The 16,534-nt window shown below is 57.9% G+C and carries 14 protein-coding genes; 10 read left to right on the top strand and 4 right to left on the bottom strand.

Annotated elements, in window-relative coordinates; translation table 11 throughout:
* Positions 1-71: 71 nt before the first annotated feature.
* The 6 genes from SynA1825c_RS01030 (at position 72) to SynA1825c_RS01055 (ending at position 8,550) form a co-directional block, all read left to right on the top strand.
* Positions 72-1,889, top strand: a complete 1,818-nt coding sequence (locus SynA1825c_RS01030) for an ABC transporter ATP-binding protein (protein WP_186470928.1) — start codon at positions 72-74, stop codon at positions 1,887-1,889.
* Positions 1,890-1,895: 6 nt separating this feature from the next.
* Complete coding sequence (locus SynA1825c_RS01035) at positions 1,896-4,106, top strand: glycosyltransferase (RefSeq protein WP_186469916.1); 2,211 nt, start codon at positions 1,896-1,898, stop codon at positions 4,104-4,106.
* Entirely contained in the window at positions 4,106-5,254 is a 1,149-nt protein-coding gene (locus SynA1825c_RS01040; RefSeq protein ID WP_186469917.1) for a glycosyltransferase, read from the top strand. The genes SynA1825c_RS01035 and SynA1825c_RS01040 overlap by 1 nt, the downstream gene beginning before the upstream one ends.
* A gap of 403 nt (positions 5,255-5,657) precedes the next feature.
* Positions 5,658-6,515 (top strand): glycosyltransferase, encoded by an 858-nt coding sequence (locus SynA1825c_RS01045; protein WP_370593764.1) that lies wholly within the window; start codon positions 5,658-5,660, stop codon positions 6,513-6,515.
* Positions 6,512-7,693 carry a glycosyltransferase gene (locus tag SynA1825c_RS01050; RefSeq protein ID WP_186469919.1) on the top strand — a complete coding sequence of 394 codons (1,182 nt, stop codon included), beginning with the start codon at positions 6,512-6,514 and terminating at the stop codon, positions 7,691-7,693. Before SynA1825c_RS01045 ends, SynA1825c_RS01050 begins: the two co-directional genes overlap by 4 nt.
* Positions 7,694-7,704: 11 nt before the next feature.
* Entirely contained in the window at positions 7,705-8,550 is an 846-nt protein-coding gene (locus SynA1825c_RS01055) for a sulfotransferase (protein ID WP_186469920.1), read from the top strand.
* A 14-nt stretch (positions 8,551-8,564) separates the two neighbouring features.
* Here SynA1825c_RS01055 and kdsA read toward each other — a convergent pair whose 3' ends face one another.
* The gene (gene kdsA, locus SynA1825c_RS01060) at positions 8,565-9,416 is read right to left on the bottom strand and encodes a 3-deoxy-8-phosphooctulonate synthase (RefSeq protein ID WP_186469921.1); all 852 of its coding nucleotides are present in this window, start codon (positions 9,414-9,416) and stop codon (positions 8,565-8,567) included.
* A 76-nt stretch (positions 9,417-9,492) separates the two neighbouring features.
* Here kdsA and SynA1825c_RS01065 point away from each other — a divergent pair, with 76 nt between their 5' ends.
* The 3 genes from SynA1825c_RS01065 to SynA1825c_RS01075 are packed head-to-tail and all read left to right on the top strand — an operon-like array spanning position 9,493 to position 12,525.
* Positions 9,493-10,209: a hypothetical protein gene (locus SynA1825c_RS01065; protein ID WP_186469922.1), complete on the top strand. Its 717-nt coding sequence runs from the start codon at positions 9,493-9,495 to the stop codon at positions 10,207-10,209.
* Between the two features lie 5 nt (positions 10,210-10,214).
* Positions 10,215-11,057 carry a 3-deoxy-manno-octulosonate cytidylyltransferase gene (kdsB, locus tag SynA1825c_RS01070; RefSeq protein WP_186469923.1) on the top strand — a complete coding sequence of 281 codons (843 nt, stop codon included), beginning with the start codon at positions 10,215-10,217 and terminating at the stop codon, positions 11,055-11,057.
* 7 nt (positions 11,058-11,064) lie between these two features.
* Positions 11,065-12,525 carry a hypothetical protein gene (locus SynA1825c_RS01075; RefSeq protein WP_186469924.1) on the top strand — a complete coding sequence of 487 codons (1,461 nt, stop codon included), beginning with the start codon at positions 11,065-11,067 and terminating at the stop codon, positions 12,523-12,525.
* Between the two features lie 24 nt (positions 12,526-12,549).
* Here SynA1825c_RS01075 and SynA1825c_RS01080 read toward each other — a convergent pair whose 3' ends face one another.
* Positions 12,550-13,563, bottom strand: a complete 1,014-nt coding sequence (locus tag SynA1825c_RS01080) for a glycosyltransferase family 2 protein (RefSeq protein WP_255478423.1) — start codon at positions 13,561-13,563, stop codon at positions 12,550-12,552.
* A 79-nt stretch (positions 13,564-13,642) separates the two neighbouring features.
* On the opposite strand from SynA1825c_RS01080, the gene SynA1825c_RS01085 reads away from it, so the two are divergent.
* Complete coding sequence (locus SynA1825c_RS01085) at positions 13,643-14,890, top strand: CCA tRNA nucleotidyltransferase (protein WP_186469925.1); 1,248 nt, start codon at positions 13,643-13,645, stop codon at positions 14,888-14,890.
* Positions 14,891-14,899: 9 nt separating this feature from the next.
* On the opposite strand, the gene SynA1825c_RS01090 is transcribed toward SynA1825c_RS01085, so the two are convergent.
* Together SynA1825c_RS01090 and SynA1825c_RS01095 are read right to left on the bottom strand one after the other, a co-directional pair.
* On the bottom strand, positions 14,900-15,463 hold the full coding sequence (locus tag SynA1825c_RS01090) for an HAD family hydrolase (protein WP_186469926.1): 564 nt from the start codon (positions 15,461-15,463) through the stop codon (positions 14,900-14,902).
* Between the two features lie 17 nt (positions 15,464-15,480).
* On the bottom strand, positions 15,481-16,521 hold the full coding sequence (locus SynA1825c_RS01095; RefSeq protein WP_186469927.1) for an SIS domain-containing protein: 1,041 nt from the start codon (positions 16,519-16,521) through the stop codon (positions 15,481-15,483).
* Positions 16,522-16,534: the final 13 nt, after the last annotated feature.

Below are 16,534 nucleotides of genomic sequence, written 5' to 3' on the forward strand. Positions count from 1 at the left end.
CTTGCAGTCTTTAATACGCATTGTCAGGACTGGTGTTGGCCACCGAAGCACTGGCGCCAGAACCTTTGTCCATGCAACTGAAAAGCCAGACCTGGAATGAACTGAAGCTGCTGCTGCAGGAACTGTCTCCCAAGCGTCTGCGCTTCCTCGGCTTGGTGCTGATGGCCTCGTTTGTTCAGGGTCTGATTGATATTTTCTTGGTGGGCTTGCTGGCCCGTCTGGTGGGTCTACTGGCAGGCGCCAAGCTCGGAGATCAAATCCCCGGGATCCGTTTTTTCGGTGGCGGACTGCTGGATCAAGCGGGATGGATTGTTGTTCTGCTGATCTCTGCGTACTGGCTGGCTTCAGGGATTCGCTTCGGCGTGGCGCTTCTCGAATCACTCTTGACGGCTGAAATATGGGCGGATCTTGTGAATAAGGTTTATCGAAACCTGATGTTGCAGCGGTATGAGTTTTTCATGCATAAGCGAACGTCTGTCCTGTCTGAGCGTTTCAATCGAATTTTAAACAGAGTGACGGGCGCTGTGATCACACCAATGATTGCAATTGCAGGAAGTTTATTATCAGTCATTTCTTTAATCGTTGGAGTTGTATTTGTTCTGGGTGGATCAACTCTACTTGTTTTTTTATTAATGCTAGCGGCCTATGCGCTTTCTTCGAAAATTATCACCCCTTACTTGCGGCTTGCATTAAGGCAAAAGAATAGATATTCGCGGCGTTTGAAAATCATATTTTCTGAATCTATCCAGTCAATGAGAGACATTCAGCTTTACTCTTCTCACAATTATTTTGTATCTCGATTTTCTCGTGAAGGAGTCGCTGCTAAGCGAAATGAAAGAATCTCAACATTGCTCCCTAATGTTCCTCGGTTTGTGATTGAACCAGCTGGGATTACTATTTTATTTGCTGTTGGCCTTGCTCCTGTTATTGCTTCAGGCAACAACGAAAGTTTGAGGGATGTTCTCCCTGAATTAGCTACTACCATGGTTGTTCTTTTGAGAATTGCTGGTCCTTTGCAAGCTGTGTTTCGCAACATTAATAAGTTGCGTGGGGGTCTGCCAGAGGTTAAAGATGCGCTCGAGCTATTGAGAATGTCACCCCAGAGATTGTCGCTTGGTGATCCAGGAGTTCCTTCTCCGCAGGGGGTGATGCCAAGGCGCCTTATTCAATTAAATAATGTTAATTTTAGCTATCTTGGTAGCGATGTAAAAGTTCTTCGGTCAATCTCTCTAACAATACCTGTGGGGTCTCGCGTCGCCCTTGTTGGTCGGACGGGAAGCGGGAAGACAACGTTGGCCCAAATTTTGCTTGGTCTCTACACACCGACAAGCGGCAGGCTGTTGCTCGACGGAGTGCCAGTTTCTGACGAAGAGATGCCTGCTTGGCAGGCCAATTGCGCTTTCGTTCCTCAAAACATTCGGCTGCTCGATGCAAGCGTTCGCGAGAATGTGGCTTTCTGCGAAGATCCCGACACTATCGATGACGATCAGGTTTGGGCCGCTCTTGAAGCAGCCCAATTTTCAGAATATGTCGCGCAGATGCCCTATGGGTTATTCACGATGTGTGGAGAAAATGGCATCAAGCTTTCAGGTGGCCAGCGTCAGCGATTGTCGCTGGCAAGAGCTTTCTATCGGCGTGCTCGCTTGATGGTGCTTGATGAGGCGACTAGTGCTCTCGATAACAAAACAGAGCACGATGTGATGCAGGCCTTGGATCTCGTGGGGCGGCGCTGCACCATGGTGGTCATCGCACATCGACTCTCCACTGTGAAAAAGTGCGATTGCATCTATGAGGTGGATCAGGGGCGAATTATTGCCTCTGGAGACTTCCAGACTCTGACGAAGACCTCAGCAAGCTTCCGTGAAATGACCATGTTGGATGCGGTTTAGTTAGTCGTGGCCGATATCGTTCTTCTGGCCACCTCAGACTGGGATCATCCGCTCTGGACCAATAAGCAGCACGTGGCTTGTGCGCTGGCTGAGCTGGGTCATCGCGTGCTGTATGTGGATTCTCTGGGGGTCCGCGGCCCCAGGGTTGATCGCTCTGATTCGGGCCGCATCCTGAAACGATTGTTGCGGGGATTGTGTGGGCCGCGCAAGGTGAGGCCGGGAGTTTGGGTTCTGTCTCCTTTGGTGCTGCCGGGCCGGACCCGCGGATGGGCTGGATTCCTCAACCACTGGAGTTTCAATCTCAGCTTGTTGGTGGCCGATTGTCTTCTTGACCTGCGCCGTCCGTTGCTCTGGACCTTTAATCCTCTCACCCGCGCCTATTTGCGCTTAAGCCGGTTTCATGCCGTGGTGTATCTCTGCGTGGATCGCATTCAGGCGCAGCCCGGGATGCCGGTGCAGGCACTGGAGGCGGCCGAGCGTGATCTCTGTACTGTCGCCAATGCGCTCTTCACCACCTCACCGCAACTTCAGGCGTCGCTTGGACCGCTGAATGCCGGCAGCCATGGTTTCGGCAATGTGGCGGACGCTGCCCATTTCGGTCAAGCTCTGCTGGAGGATCTTCCCCGACCGGTGGATTGGCCAGCCACCAAGGGGCCAGTGCTCATTTTTATCGGTGCGATCGATGCCTACAAGCTCGATCTCCACATGCTCGAGGCCTTGATGGAGCGAACCCCTCATTGGACCTATTTGTTTATTGGTCCAGTGGGTGAGACCGATCCCAGTACTAACGTCAGCAGCTGGCAGCGGTTCCCGCATGTGCATCAAGTGGGCCCGAGGGCTTATGCAAGCCTCCCCGCCTATCTCGCCCATGCCGATGTGGCCTTGTTGCCGCTGCAGCTCAACGACTACACCCGTCATATGTACCCGATGAAATTCTTCGAGTACTTGTCGGCCGGTCGTCCGGTGGTGGCGACGGCGATCCCCTCCTTACGTGATCAGGGGGATGTGGCGTTGCTTTGTCAGCCTGAAGTGTCTGCGTTTGAAGCCGCGATTGAGCAGGCGCTGGCTGGAGAGGGGCCGGCCCTGGAGCGCCGGCTTGAGCGTGCGCAGCGACATACCTACCAAACGCGGACCAAGGCGATGCTCGATCGCCTCAGTCAGCACGGACTGATGCCTGATGAGCCGTTCGCTCCACAGGCTCCTCCCTACCATCGTTTCCGTCATCAGTGGAGTCGGGCCCAGGTTTTTGCTCAGCTACGCCTCGCTCTGCTGGGTGTGCTGGAGCGGCTGGATCAAACGGCACGGGCTGAATGTTGGCTGCGTCGCTGGCTCGTGCGGGAACCCTCCAACATCGTCCTGCTGAGTGATCTGGCCCGGCGTCGGTTCGCCCAGGGCGACAACCGCGAAGGCTGTCGTCTCATTGAACGGATCTGGGAGGAAGACGGTAAAGCCGAAGTACTGCATCAGCTGCTGTTCCGCCGCGGGTCTCGACCGGGCAGTCGCATCGATCAGCTGGCCATGTTCGATGTACTGGCGTCCAGCACAGCTTTGCCGATGCATTACGCCGGATATTGCCGGGTGGTGCGCACCTATCGGGCCATCGACGCCAAGGATGTGGCGGCGTTGCGTCGGGGGGTCCAAGGGCTGGAGATGATTTTGTCTGAGCTGGAGGCTGATCCCGACACCTACCGCTGCCTCAAGCCCAATCGGGAGAACCGGGCCAAGCTGCTGATCTCAGCTCAACTCACGCGTCTTCGGGCCTTGATGGCGTTGAAAGATACGGTGGCTTTGCAACAGGCCTCGCTTGAACTGTTGGCCAGCGCGCGACGGTATGACCCGTTCGCCATTGATCGCACCACGGCCACGCGCATGACCCGCAACATCATGCGCAGCCTCACCATTGCAGCGGTGATGGCATGGCATGCCGACGATCCGCAGTGTTTTGATGTCGTGGTCAATGAGATGGAGCGTCTGCGCCAGGCTTGCCATGCCGATCGCTTTGATGTGATCTCTGCGAAAACCCACGAAGATCACAGGGGCTTTGCCGATGAAGTAGTGACGATGCTCAACGCTTGCCGCTGGTCTTCAGCTCAGCGATTGAGTCGTCCATCGCTGGAACAACTGGTGGATCCTGTTCTCCTTGTTTATTTCCCCAACCTGCGTCGTGCACGCGCTGAGAAGGCCGAGAGCTTTCTTCAGTCGCTTGGGTCGGTTTGATGACCCCGTTGCGGGTGGTGTTCATGATTGATTCGCTCAAGCTTGGCGGCGCAGAACGAGTATTGCTGCGCTGGGCCTGCTGGGGCCGCAATGAAGGTTGGCAGGTGTTGGTGATTACGCGGCATGGATCCGGCCGTGATGCCTACCCCGTGCCGGAAGGGGTGGAACGGTGGGTGGAGCCCAGGCTGTCACCCCTACTGGAGCGGCTGGGTTGGTTCGCTTTCCCCTGGCGGCTGCTTGCCTTGCGTCAGATGTTGTGTGATTACCGCACCGATGTGGTGGTGGGTGTGACCACGCTGCCTGCGGTGAAAGTGCTCTTGGCCAGTATGGGTTTGCGGGTGCGAACCGTTGTCTCAGAGCGCAACTACCCCCCGGCCAAGCCTCCTTCACTGCCTTGGCGTTGGTTGCGGCGCTTCACCTACCCAAAAGCTGATTTGCATTTCGTGCAAACCAAGCCTGTCGGTTCATGGCTCAGACAGCATTGTGGTGTGACACGGCAAAGGTTGTTGCCCAATCCGGTGTCTTGGCCGCTCCCCGACCGAGAACCTGTGCTGTCTCCAGACGACTGTCTGCCTCCCGAAGTGCCCCTGATCCTTGCGGCGGGCACGAAGTCACATCAGAAGGGATTTGATCGCTTGATGCCGGTGTTTGCTGAGCTGGGGCAGCGGACACCCAACCTGCATTTGGCTTTGCTTGGACTCGCTCCAGGCAGTTACCACGGCCGAGACCAACAAGCAGAGTTACGTCAACTCCTGGGCGACAGCGTTGATTTGCAACGCAGGTTGCTGTTGCCCGGTGTCAGCGGCAGCATGGCAGGTTGGTATGAGCGGGCAACGGTCTTCGTGTTGCCATCGCGCTTCGAGGGATTCCCCAATGTGTTGCTCGAGGCGATGGCCGCTGGGTGTGCCTGCATTGCCAGTGATTGTCTGACAGGACCATCGGATCTCATCCGGCATGGAGAGAACGGTTTGTTGCTGTCCGCTCAGGCCGCGACTGGTGATTGGGTGGACGCGATTGATGGTTTGCTCCAGGATCCTGAGCGTTGCCATCAGCTCGGTGCAAGAGCTGCAGCAGTGCGCGAGCGTTATGCCTCAGAGCGCCTGCGGCGTGATTTTCTGGAAGCCATGAGTTCCTTCCGCCATGGATGATTTATGGGTTGTTTTGCCCCATATCGGAGCTGGTGGAGCTCAAAAAGTTGGTCTTCTAGCGGCTGAGCATTTCGCGACACAAGGTTTCACAGTGAGGATCCTTTCGCTCCGCCATGAGCATCCGATTAAGCATCAACTTCCTGCTGGAGTGGAGGTTTTTGATCTGGGACCGTTGCGAGACAACTGGAATCGTTCCTTGTTGGCCCGAGGACGTCGCTTTACTTTTGCTCAGGTTTTACGTCTTAGGAGGTATGTAAGCCGAGTCGGTTTATGGCTCATTGAATTGACTTGGCCTTGGTGCGAACACAAGGTCCACCCAGGCTCTGATTCTTTTGTGACGCAGCTGCTGTGTTGGTGTATGGAGGGCATTGGAGGCCTTCGTTACGTCCGGCTTCGGAAGCTGATGCAGAAAGAGAGGCCAAGGCGGGTTTTGGCTTTGCTAACCAAAACCAACATCCTTTGTGCTGCTGCGGTTTGGGATCTGCCAGTGCATTTGGTGGTTTCTGAGCGGAATGACCCTCGACGCCAGCGACTCGATCATCTGTGGAGCCACTTGCGCCGTATTTTTTACCGCCGTGCCGATGTGGTGACTGCCAACACCGAGGGGGTGTTGAAGGCTTTGCAGGCCATGGGGCCATGGAAACGTCTGGACCTGTTGCCGAATCCACTTCCTGGTGGACTGAGCGTTGTCGAGCGAGAAGAACAGTCCAACGATCGGCAGCGAGAGGTGCTGGCGGTGGCTCGGCTAGTGCCCCAGAAGGGTCTGGATGTGCTGATCCGTGCCTTCGCATCACTTCCGCCGTCGGTCCGGGACGATTGGAGCGTCACTCTGGTCGGGGATGGACCGGAGCGCCAGGCCTTGGAGGCACTGGCCAGTGATACAGGGCTCAGGGAGTCGATTCGCTTCGAGGGATTCCGCTCGGATCCGTTGGTGTTCATGCGCCGCGCATCGATCTTTGCGCTTCCTTCACGCTTTGAAGGCATGCCCAATGCACTGCTTGAGGCCATGGCGGCAGGGCTGCCATCGGTGGTGAGCGATGCCTCCCCCGGTCCGCTGGAGATGGTGAGTGATGGCAGGCAGGGCCTGGTGGTGCCCTGTGACGATGTGAGCGCGTTTGCAACGGCGCTGCAGCGGCTGATGCTCGATGGCGATCTGCGCGATCAATGCGGCGATGCGGCTCGCACCACGTTGCGGGCGCTCGACTGGGATGTGGTGGAGCCGCATTGGCGTTCGGTGCTGGCCCTGCCAGCGCAATCATGAGTCGGCGCGTCTTCGGTGTCAGCGACGGCCGCGAGCGGGTGCTGGTGCTGGCCCCCACAGCCCGCGCCGCCAGTGAAACCTTCATTCGCGCCAATCTCAGTGGGTTGTCATTGGACTTGACGGCCTACTTCGGCGACGAACGACCGCTGAAGGCCCCCTGGCGACTGGCTTACGGCAGTTCGATCCTGCTCAGCAAGCTGTTCACGCGTTTGCATTGGCTGCGTCTGGCAGGGCTGCCGGCAGCCTGTGTGGCCTTGGCCCTGATCCGTCGCCATCAACCGGATGTGGTGATGGTGGAGTTCGGTTTTGAAGCGGTGCGGGTGATGGAGGCCTGCGCCTGGTCCGGTGTGCCCCTGGTGGTGCATTTCCGCGGTTCCGATGCCTCGGCGGAGCGTCGCTTGGGTTTGCTGAAGGGGCGTTACCGGCGTCTGCTGGCCATGGCCGCCGGCGTGATCGTTAAATCCAGACCGATGGCCGACACCCTGTTGGCGCTGGGTGCACCAGCGGATCGCTTGCTGATCAGTCCCTCCGGCGCCAATGCCGCTTTGTTTCAGGGCAGCGACCCGGCCGCGGCGCCACCAGTGCTGTTGGCGGTGGGGCGTTTTGTGGCCAAGAAAGGTCCGCTGCAGACGCTTCGAGCCTTTGCTTTGCTCTGCCGTGATCCCGCTGTGGCCAGGCTGCAGCCCGAGCTGTGGATGGTGGGAGAGGGCCCGCTGCTGGCCTCGGCACGGTCGTTGGTGGTGGAGCTTGGCCTCCAGGAGCAGGTGCGATTTCTGGGCGTGCGTTCCCAGGACCGGGTGGCGCAGCTGATGCGTGAGGTGCGGGGGTTCGTGCAGCACTCGATGGTGGCCCCGGATGGTGACAGCGAGGGCAATCCTGTGGCGGTGATGGAAGCCCAACTCAGTGGTCTGCCGGTGGTGGCAACCCGTCATGCCGGTATCCCTGAGGTGGTGCTGGAGGGACAGACAGGGCTGCTGGTGGAGGAAGGTGACGAAGCCGGCATGGCGCGGGCGATGGCACGTCTGCTGATGGAGCCGGATCTGGCGGCACGTCTGGGAGACTGCGGGCGCCGGCGCATTCAGGAGCAGTTCACCATCGAGCATCACCTGCGGCAGGTTGAGCAGCTGCTGCGTCAAATCATCGACGACTGCGAGGTACATCGCGGGGCACGGCTGTAGTGAAGGGTGCTTTGCCAGCCAGGCCCAGGCTTCTGTTGATCCGAGGTCTCGGCCAAAGCGGTACCACGATTCTGGATCTGGCCCTAGGAGCGCATCCTCAGCTTGTTGGTTTAGGTGAAGCCGCCCGGATTCTGGAACGGCCTGCAGCGGGAGACGAGCACCGAGGACCTGCTCAGCTGCGCCGTGATCTGCGCTTTGAGCGTCGTTGTACCTGCGGTGCTGTGGCGGCCGAGTGCCCCGTGTGGGGTCCGCTGCTGGAGTGGCTCCCAGCCCATGACGACCGTCCTTTGGCCGAGAAAACCCTGCGGCTGCTGGACGCCGTGCAGCGCATCCACCCCGAGGCGCAGTGGGCAGTGGATTCTTATCAGGACGACATGGTGTTGCCGTTCCTCGATGACTCTGAACTGGACATTCGCATCGTGCATCTTACCCGTGATGTGCGCAGTTGGGTGCATTCCCGCTCCCGTGATGGCCAGCGCCGTGGCCAATGGTTGCCAGGTCTGAAGCCGCTGTTGCGTTGGTGCCGGGTGAATGCACGCCAGGCTTCCAGGCTGCAAGCCAGTGGCCGGCCGATCTATCGCCTGGGTTATGAGCAGTTGGCCCTCGATCCGGAGGAAAGTCTGCAGCGAATCTGCGATTGGTTGGAGGTCCCGTTTGATCGCAAGATGCTGGAGCCTGCGCAGCACTCAAGCGGCCACATCCTCTCGGGAAATCGCATGCGTTTTGATGCCAAGCGAGGGGCCTCGATTCGCTACGACGGTGCCTGGTTGCATCACTCCGCTGGGCTGGCACAGATGGCTCTGCTGCTGCCGTGGGTGGCGCGTTTGAACCGCAGGTTGGTGTATTCGGACGATTGAGGTTTGAAGCCCAATCATTGAATGTTCAGCGCCGGCAGTGACTTCACCAAGGTGTCCACGGCTTTCAACTGCGTCAGGAAGGGCTCCAAAGCGTCCAGCGGCAGTGCGCTCGGACCATCGCAGCGCGCCTGATCCGGATCGGGATGTGATTCCAGGAACAGACCCGCCAGGCCGACGGCCATGCCTGCCCGCGCCAGATCCACCACTTGGCTGCGACGGCCCCCCGATGCAGCGCCTCCGGGGTCACGACACTGAAGCGCGTGGGTGACATCGAAGATCAGCGGCAGCTGATCACAGCAGCGCTTCATGACGCCGAAGCCCAGCATGTCCACTACCAGGTTGTCGTAGCCGAAATTGCTGCCTCGCTCACAGATCAGCAGCTGGTCGTTGCCGCATTCCCGGAATTTCTCCACCACATTGCGCATCTGAGATGGACTCAGAAACTGCGGTTTTTTGATATTTATCACCGAGCCTGTGCGTGCCATCGCCTCCACCAGATCGGTCTGACGGGCAAGAAAGGCAGGCAATTGAATGATGTCGCAGACGGCCGCGGCTGGTGCGGCTTGCTCCGGTGTGTGCACATCGGTGATCACCGGAATGTTGTAGGTGTCTTTCACCGCCTGCAGGATCGTCAGGCCCTCGTCCAGTCCTGGCCCTCGGTAGGAATGAATCGATGAGCGATTGGCCTTGTCGAAGGAGGCCTTGAACACCAGCGGGATGTTGAGTCGTTTGCAGACGTCGCTGTACTGCCCAGCGGCATCCAACGCAAACTGGCGCGACTCCAGCACATTGACGCCACCGATCAACACGAAGGGAGCGTCATTGGCGAAGGTGATCGATCCGAGCCTGATCTGCCTCGCGGCCATGCTGTCTGAGCTGCGGGCGAAAGCTTAAGGCTCGCTCTTGAATTAGCCGTAGTCTGCGCCAAAGAGATGTGAACCAGTGGTAACGGTGAGACCGATCCCGATCTTCATCGGTTACGACCCGCGCGAGAGGGCAGCAACCAATGTGCTGATTGACAGCCTCTATCAGCACAGCAGTGCGCCTTTGGCGATCACCCCGCTGGTGACGCCTCAGTTGGAAGCCCAGGGGCTGTATCGCCGTGAACGTGATCCGAAACAGAGCACGGCCTTCTCGTTCACACGTTTCCTCGTGCCCCATCTGATGGGTTACGAGGGCTGGGCGCTGTTCATGGACTGCGACATGCTCTGCAGAGGGGATATCAACCTGCTGTGGCAGCAGCGGGATGACCGCTATGGGGCGATGTGCGTACAGCACGAGCATGTGCCCGGTGAAACGGTGAAATTTCTGGGGGAAGTGCAGAGCGCCTATCCCAAGAAAAACTGGAGCTCCTTGATGCTGCTCAACTGCAAGCGCTGCAGCAAGCTCACGGTCGACTACGTGAACACGGCCACCGGGCTGGAGTTGCATCGCTTTCACTGGCTGGAAGGCGACCATGAGATCGGTGCCTTGGATGCCGGGTGGAATCATCTGGTCGATGTTCAGATTGCTCCAACGGCATCAGCCGAGGAGGGCGGTCCGTCCTTGCTGCACTGGACCCTGGGGGGACCTTGGTTTCGCGAGCAGCGCACCATGGGGGGGGTGCTCGCTGCCGAATGGTTCGGCGCCCGCGATGACGCCATGAAGCTTTGGGATTGATGGTCATGACCGCTTCGATCCCGCAGCGACCGACGATTCAGCGTTCTGTGGTGGCTGTGCCGGCGCGCCTGGCCTCATCACGGCTACCCGAAAAGGTGCTGGCCGACATCGGCGGTCAGCCCATGATTCAACGTGTGCTGAATCGTTGTGCTGAGGCTGAGGGACCGGAGTCGGTGGTGCTCTGCACCGACAGTGAGCGTTTGCAGGAGCTGGCATCGGCTTGGGGCTTTCCCGTGTTGATGACGTCTGAGGCCTGCAGCTCCGGCAGCGAGCGCATTGCCTCTGTGGCGGATCAATTGGTGGCGTTGGCCTGGGGAGAGGCCGCTGATGCCTGGGATGACGCGCAACGGCAGCAACGGTTGCTAAAAACCGCCGTGATCAATGTGCAGGGAGATCAGCCTTTTTTGGATTCCACTGTGGTGACGCAGATGGTGACGGAGTTCGGCAAGCGTGATCCGGTTCCTGCCGTGGTGACGCCCGTGTACCGCCTGTCTGCTGCCACCATCCACAACCCAGCGGTGGTCAAGACATTGCTGGCCCACGACGGTAGGGCGCTTTATTTTTCCCGCTCCGCGGTACCCCATGTGCGTGATGTGGACCCTGCGGAATGGCATCAGCACGCCTCTTACTGGGGCCATGTGGGGATGTACGGCTTCCGTGGCGATGTGCTTGCGGGTTGGGATCAGTTGCCCGCCTCACCGCTCGAAGATCTGGAGCGTTTAGAGCAATTGCGTTTGATTGAAGCGGGGCACACGATTGCCACCTTCAGCGTTGAAGGAATATCTCTCTCCGTCGATACGCCTGAGCAGTTGAACGAAGCCCGTCGTTTGGCGAATCGTTCCGTTTGAGATTGGCATGGCATCTACGCACCTCCGACGTCTGACGACTTTTGCAGCAGCAGCGGTTGTTCTTTTAATCCTTTGGATGTTGATCCAGGATTTTCATGCGATCAGCGCAAGCTCATTGGGTGGTGATGCCTCTCAGAATGTTCGATCCAGTGTCAATCTGGCGAAGTATGGGGTTTACAGCAATCAGATGATTTCGCCAGATGTGACTCCCGGTTTTCGACGGGAGCCTCTGCCGAACTTCTTGTTGGCTTTTTACTTGAGGATGGCTGATCTTTGGTCTCCTGGTTTGCTCGATCAAACAGGACAACCCTTTACAGAAGCCTTTCTAGTCTTCATCAAACAGATCAATCTGGTTTGGGCTGCCGCTCTCTTTACGGGTCTCTGGTTGACGTCACAACTGGTCTTCGCTCCCTTGCTCGCTGCCCATGGGCTGGCTGTGTTCCAGATCGTCGTGGTCAACCGTTTCTTCGTGCTCAAGGCGGTCGACAGAATGAATACAGAGTTAATTGCTGGCACGGTTCTGGTGTGGCTGGGTGTTGTGTTGTTAATGGCATCGCGGTCGAGAACGTGGCAATGGCTTTTGGGTTCTGGTGTGATTTTTGGATTGATGGCTTTAACGAAGGCAACTGGGGCTTATGTGGCGTTGATTCTGTTGCCGCTGATGGCATTAGTGATCGGGGGACTCGGTAAGCGTTTCTGGCTTTCCTTTGTTGCGATTTCGTTTGGGTTTTTGATCACTGTGTCACCTTGGTTAGTGAGGAATCAAGTTGAATTTTCCAAGCTCGTCATTGCTCAGGGAGGGGGTGATGTGCTGTTGATTCGGTCGGTTTTCAATCAGATGAGCTGGCAGCAGTTTGGTGATGCTTTCTACGCCTATGCTCCTAGAGATCTACGTCATGACCTTCTGGGCCCATGGTTGGGCCTTTCCGATGATGATTTTTCTTGTGGGGGCAGACTGTCGGTTTTCACGCGAGATCTTGACTGCGACCAAGAAGCTTTGGAGGAAAAGCGCTATGGCGATGTTCAATCGTTTTATCAGCGGGGAAAGAGGGGCATTCCTCGTGAGCTAGGACTCAAGAGTGATGAGCAGAAAGATTTTGCTCTTCAGCAATTCCGGCGCGAACCGCTGCAAGCCCTGATGACGGGTCTCCCCATTGGTTGGAGAGGCTTCTGGGGATTTCGTGCGAGGGAGTGGAAATACATTGCCTTGAATGCTGCGGCTTATTTGGCTTTGCTTGCGGCTCCGTTGTTGTCGTTAATTGAGCGGAAGTCGTCTTGGCTGATGGTATCAATTGCACCAGTTTCATTTTTTATTTTTTATAGCTTCTTGAGCCATTTTTTGCCTCGCTATTCTACTCCTTTCATTCCAGCTTCTCTCGTTTGCCTGAGTATGCTATTCGTTGATTTTGCAGCAAAGCTATCTAGGCACATTGCTCCAGGTAGGTTGCCCTCTGTCAGGCTTACATGAGTCTTGAGTTTGGCCGCTGGATGGTTAGCGTGACCGCTTGTCGATCATGTCAGCCAGCAGCGCAAACATGAACACATTTAGGCTCGCAAAGCCCAGCAAGACTGTTTTGTCGGTGAGGTTATTGAGTGCGATCAAGTCATAAAGCGCGCTCGCGCAGAATAGGGCTGCGAGACCAACGATTAGCGGAGAAAGAAGTCGAAGTGGGGCGAAATACATGCCCGTGCGCAGAATTAATTGGGTGAAGCGCAGCGTGTCGCGAATGGGTTTGATGTGACTCTTGCCGATTCGCTTTGCATAGCTAATGGGCGTGAATTCAACGGCATAACGATTACGTAGCAAGCAGATGGTAATGGTGGTTGTAAAGCTGAAGCCGTCCGGTAGAAGTTTGAGGAAATCCAGTGACCGATCGCGTCTGAAAATTCTCAGTCCTGAGTTCATGTCAGGGACATCGGTGCCACATAGAAATGACACCCATGGCACCAAGATCATCTTGGGGATGGAGCGGATCTTGGAGTAGTCAACGTTGGGGCCAATTCGAGCTCCAACCACCATGTCGAGGTCCTTGCTGGTGATCTGCTCGATCAGCTCTGGAATGCGTTCGTTCGGATAGGTTCCGTCAGCATCGGTAATACAGATGTAGTCACTCTGACTTCGTCGGATCCCTGTTTTAAGAGCGGCTCCGTAGCCCTGATTGCGCTTGTGATGCACCACAAGCAGATTGCCGCTCAGGCTTTCAGCGGCCAGGGCATTCAGAACATGCTCGGATCCATCGGTGGACCCATCATTGACAGCAATAATTTCAACGTCGTTGAGTTTCGCTTCCTGAATGACCGAGCCAATGCCTTCGATTGTCTCGCGAATGGCATTTTTTTCGTTGTAGCAGGGAATGATGATCGATGTCTTCATTGCCTGCACCATCTTGATTGACTCTAATTCACGGTCATGGCTTGATTGTCTCCATGCATTGGTTGAGTGATCGCTGGCTTTGGCGTCGCTTTTTTGGTGCCATTGGCCTGTTGGGTGTCGTTGCGTGATCATCCGGGGGGCATGCCGTGGTTCTGGTGCGTTTGCTGCTCTTGCCCTTGAAGGGTCCTTCTGACCGCCGGATCAGGCCGATATGACAGACCAGATATCTATTAATGGCTCTGGCCTCCCCAAGGCTCTGCTCGCTGCACTGATGGATCAGGCGCAACGTTCGGGTGTGAGACGGATGGCTCTGGTAGGCGGTGTTGTTCGCGACGTCATGCTTCATCACGTGCACCGTGATCCCTGGCGTGACCCGCAGGATCTGGATGTTGTGCTGGAAGGGTCATGCGTGGATTTCGTCCAGCATCTGCGCGAACAGTTCGGTGATGAGCGCGTGCCCGAGCTGCATCTGCATCCTCAGTTCGGTACAGCCGAATTGGTGGTTGATGGAGTGCTGCTTGATGTGGCCTGCGCTCGTATGGAGATCTACCCCGCACCCGGAGAGAACCCGGTGGTGCAGCTGGGAAGCATCGAGCAGGATCTAGCGCGTCGTGACTTCACGGTGAATGCCATGGCTCTGTTGCTCCAGGCTGATGGATCCCATCTGCTCTGTGACCCCCACAGCGGCCGGGAGCATCTGGCCAGGCGTCAACTGGCTTTTCTTCATGCCAACAGCGTCGCGGACGACCCGACGCGCATTCTTCGCGGTGCTCGTTATGGCGCCCGCCTGGGGTTTCATCTGACCCCCGATGCCTTGGTGCAGATTCAATCCACACTGGCTCAATGGCCCTGGGCCTGGCGTCCTGGGGATTCGTTGGAGGCTGTGCCGCCAGCGTTAGGCACACGGTTACGGATGGAATTGGAGTTGCTGCTCGATCGCGAGCCATGGGATCAAGCGCTTCAGCTCTTGCATCAGTGGTCAGCTTTGTCAGTCCTTGATGCTGGGTTGCAGCATGACTCACGTTTGCATCGGCGGCTGGTTCAGGGCAGGCGTCTCTGCCTCCCCGCGCTGGTGGTTCTGGTAGCGGCGGCCACTGATCCGGAATCGCTGGGTTCGCGTTTGCAAATTCCTCGCCAGCAGCAGGTCTGGCTCGGTGAGTTGGTCAAGTGCCGTCGATGGCTCGACCTTGAAGTGAACCGGGACGCCTGGAGCAGCTGGGATGCGTTGGAGTGGACGCAGCGCTTGGAGCAGCAGCGCTGGTCGCCGGAAGCGGTGGCTCTTGCGGTGCTCGACAACACGTCATTCCGGCGACCGTTGCTGCGTTGGTGGGGGCGCTGGCGCCATGTGACCTCACCGGTCAGTGCACGGGAGCTCATCGCTCAGGGCATGCGTCCTGGGCCGGAGCTCGGTGAAGCTCTGCGACGACGTCGTGATCGGGTGCTGCGTCAGATGGGCTGATGTTGCGTTTCAGTCGTTGCGGTCGCGCCAGCCCTGTTGCGCCAGCTCGCCCCAGTCACCTCGTGCCTTGAGGATCCGCTCGGCCAGTTCGCGCACGGCGCCATGGCCTCCCCGGTGATGCAGCACGGCATTGGCCTGACGGCGCAGCGGCCTGGCGCCATCGCGAGGCGAGAGAAGCAGTCCCACACAGCTGCGCACGGCCAGATCGTTGAGGTCATCGCCGAGGTAAGCGGTGCGTTGTGCTGTGATTCCCACGTGTTCTTGCAAGGCTCTTAGGGCCGGTGGTTTGTCTTTGATCCCCACTAGGCAGTGCTCGATTCCCAGCTGGCGTGCCCGAACGTCTGTGGCGCCGCCATGGCCACCACTAAGAAAGGCCAGATGGAGCCCCGACTTCTGCAGCAGTTTCAGCCCCAGCCCATCACGAACATCGAAGCGTTTCTGCAGGCGTCCCTCTTGATCCAGCCAGAGGCCTCCATCCGTCAGCACGCCATCCACATCCAGCACAAGGAGCTCCACCTGGGTCAGTGAGGTGGTCAGCCGTTGCCAGCGCCATTCCCGCAGCAGTCGTCGCATTCGCTTGAGCCTCCGGTTCAGGCCAATCCGGCCTGGACGAGATCATGCAGGCGCAGTAGGCCATGGAGCTGGCCGTTGTGATCCACCACTGGCAAAACGGAGATCGGTTTGCGTCGGTTGTGTTCCATGCGCTGAATTGCTTCAACCGCCAACAGGTCTGCGTTGATGGTGATTGGGTCAGGGGTCATCAGGTCTTCCGCAGTCAGCATTGGCCAGCGCTCAGGGCCGTGAGCACGCAGCGCGCGCCGCAGGTCGCCATCGGTGATCAGACCCAGCAAGCCTCCGGGATGTTTGGGATTTTCCACCCAGCTGCTGCCGATCGCGCCCTGCGTGAGCGTGCTGATCACATCTGGAAGGGATGTTTGTGGGTGAATCGGGTGGAGATTGGCTGCTGGGACCATCAGATCGGCCACGGTCATCGTGAGCTGCTTGCCCAAGGCGCCAGCTGGGTGATTAAGAGCGAAATCGGCAGGAGAGATGCCCCGCCGTTCCATCCAGACGGCGGCCAGCGCATCGCCAATGGCCATGGCCACGGATGTGCTGGCTGTGGGCGCGAGATTCAGGGGGCACACCTCCCGGTCAACGGAGGCCTCCAACACCACGTCACTGCCATGGGCGAGTGAGGAGTCGGCTCTTCCCACCAGAGCGATCCGTGCGGTTCCTCGGCGTGTCAAGTGGGGAAGAATGGCCAGCAGTTCGCTGGTTTCGCCACTGTTGGAGAGCAGCAGGCACACATCTTCGGGGGCCACTACGCCCAGGTCGCCATGCAACGCATCGAGCGGGTTGAGAAACAGGGCCATCAAACCGATGGAGGAGAAGGTCGCAGCGATCTTGCGAGCCACGATGCCGCTTTTGCCCACCCCTGTGATCACCAGCTTGGCTTTGCAGTCGGCACAGCGCTCCAACAGGCTCAGGGCCCCCTCGACCTCCTCGCTGCTGAGCCGTTCCGCCGCCGCGGCAATGGCGGCCGCTTCCTCCTGCAGGCAGCGGGTAAGTGCGGACACGCTGGATCGATCACAACTCACCTCATTCTCGTTCACGCCAAACGTTCCGCTCATTCGCTTCTGGCAG

The organism is Synechococcus sp. A18-25c (genome assembly GCF_014280035.1).
Classification (GTDB): domain Bacteria; phylum Cyanobacteriota; class Cyanobacteriia; order PCC-6307; family Cyanobiaceae; genus Synechococcus_C.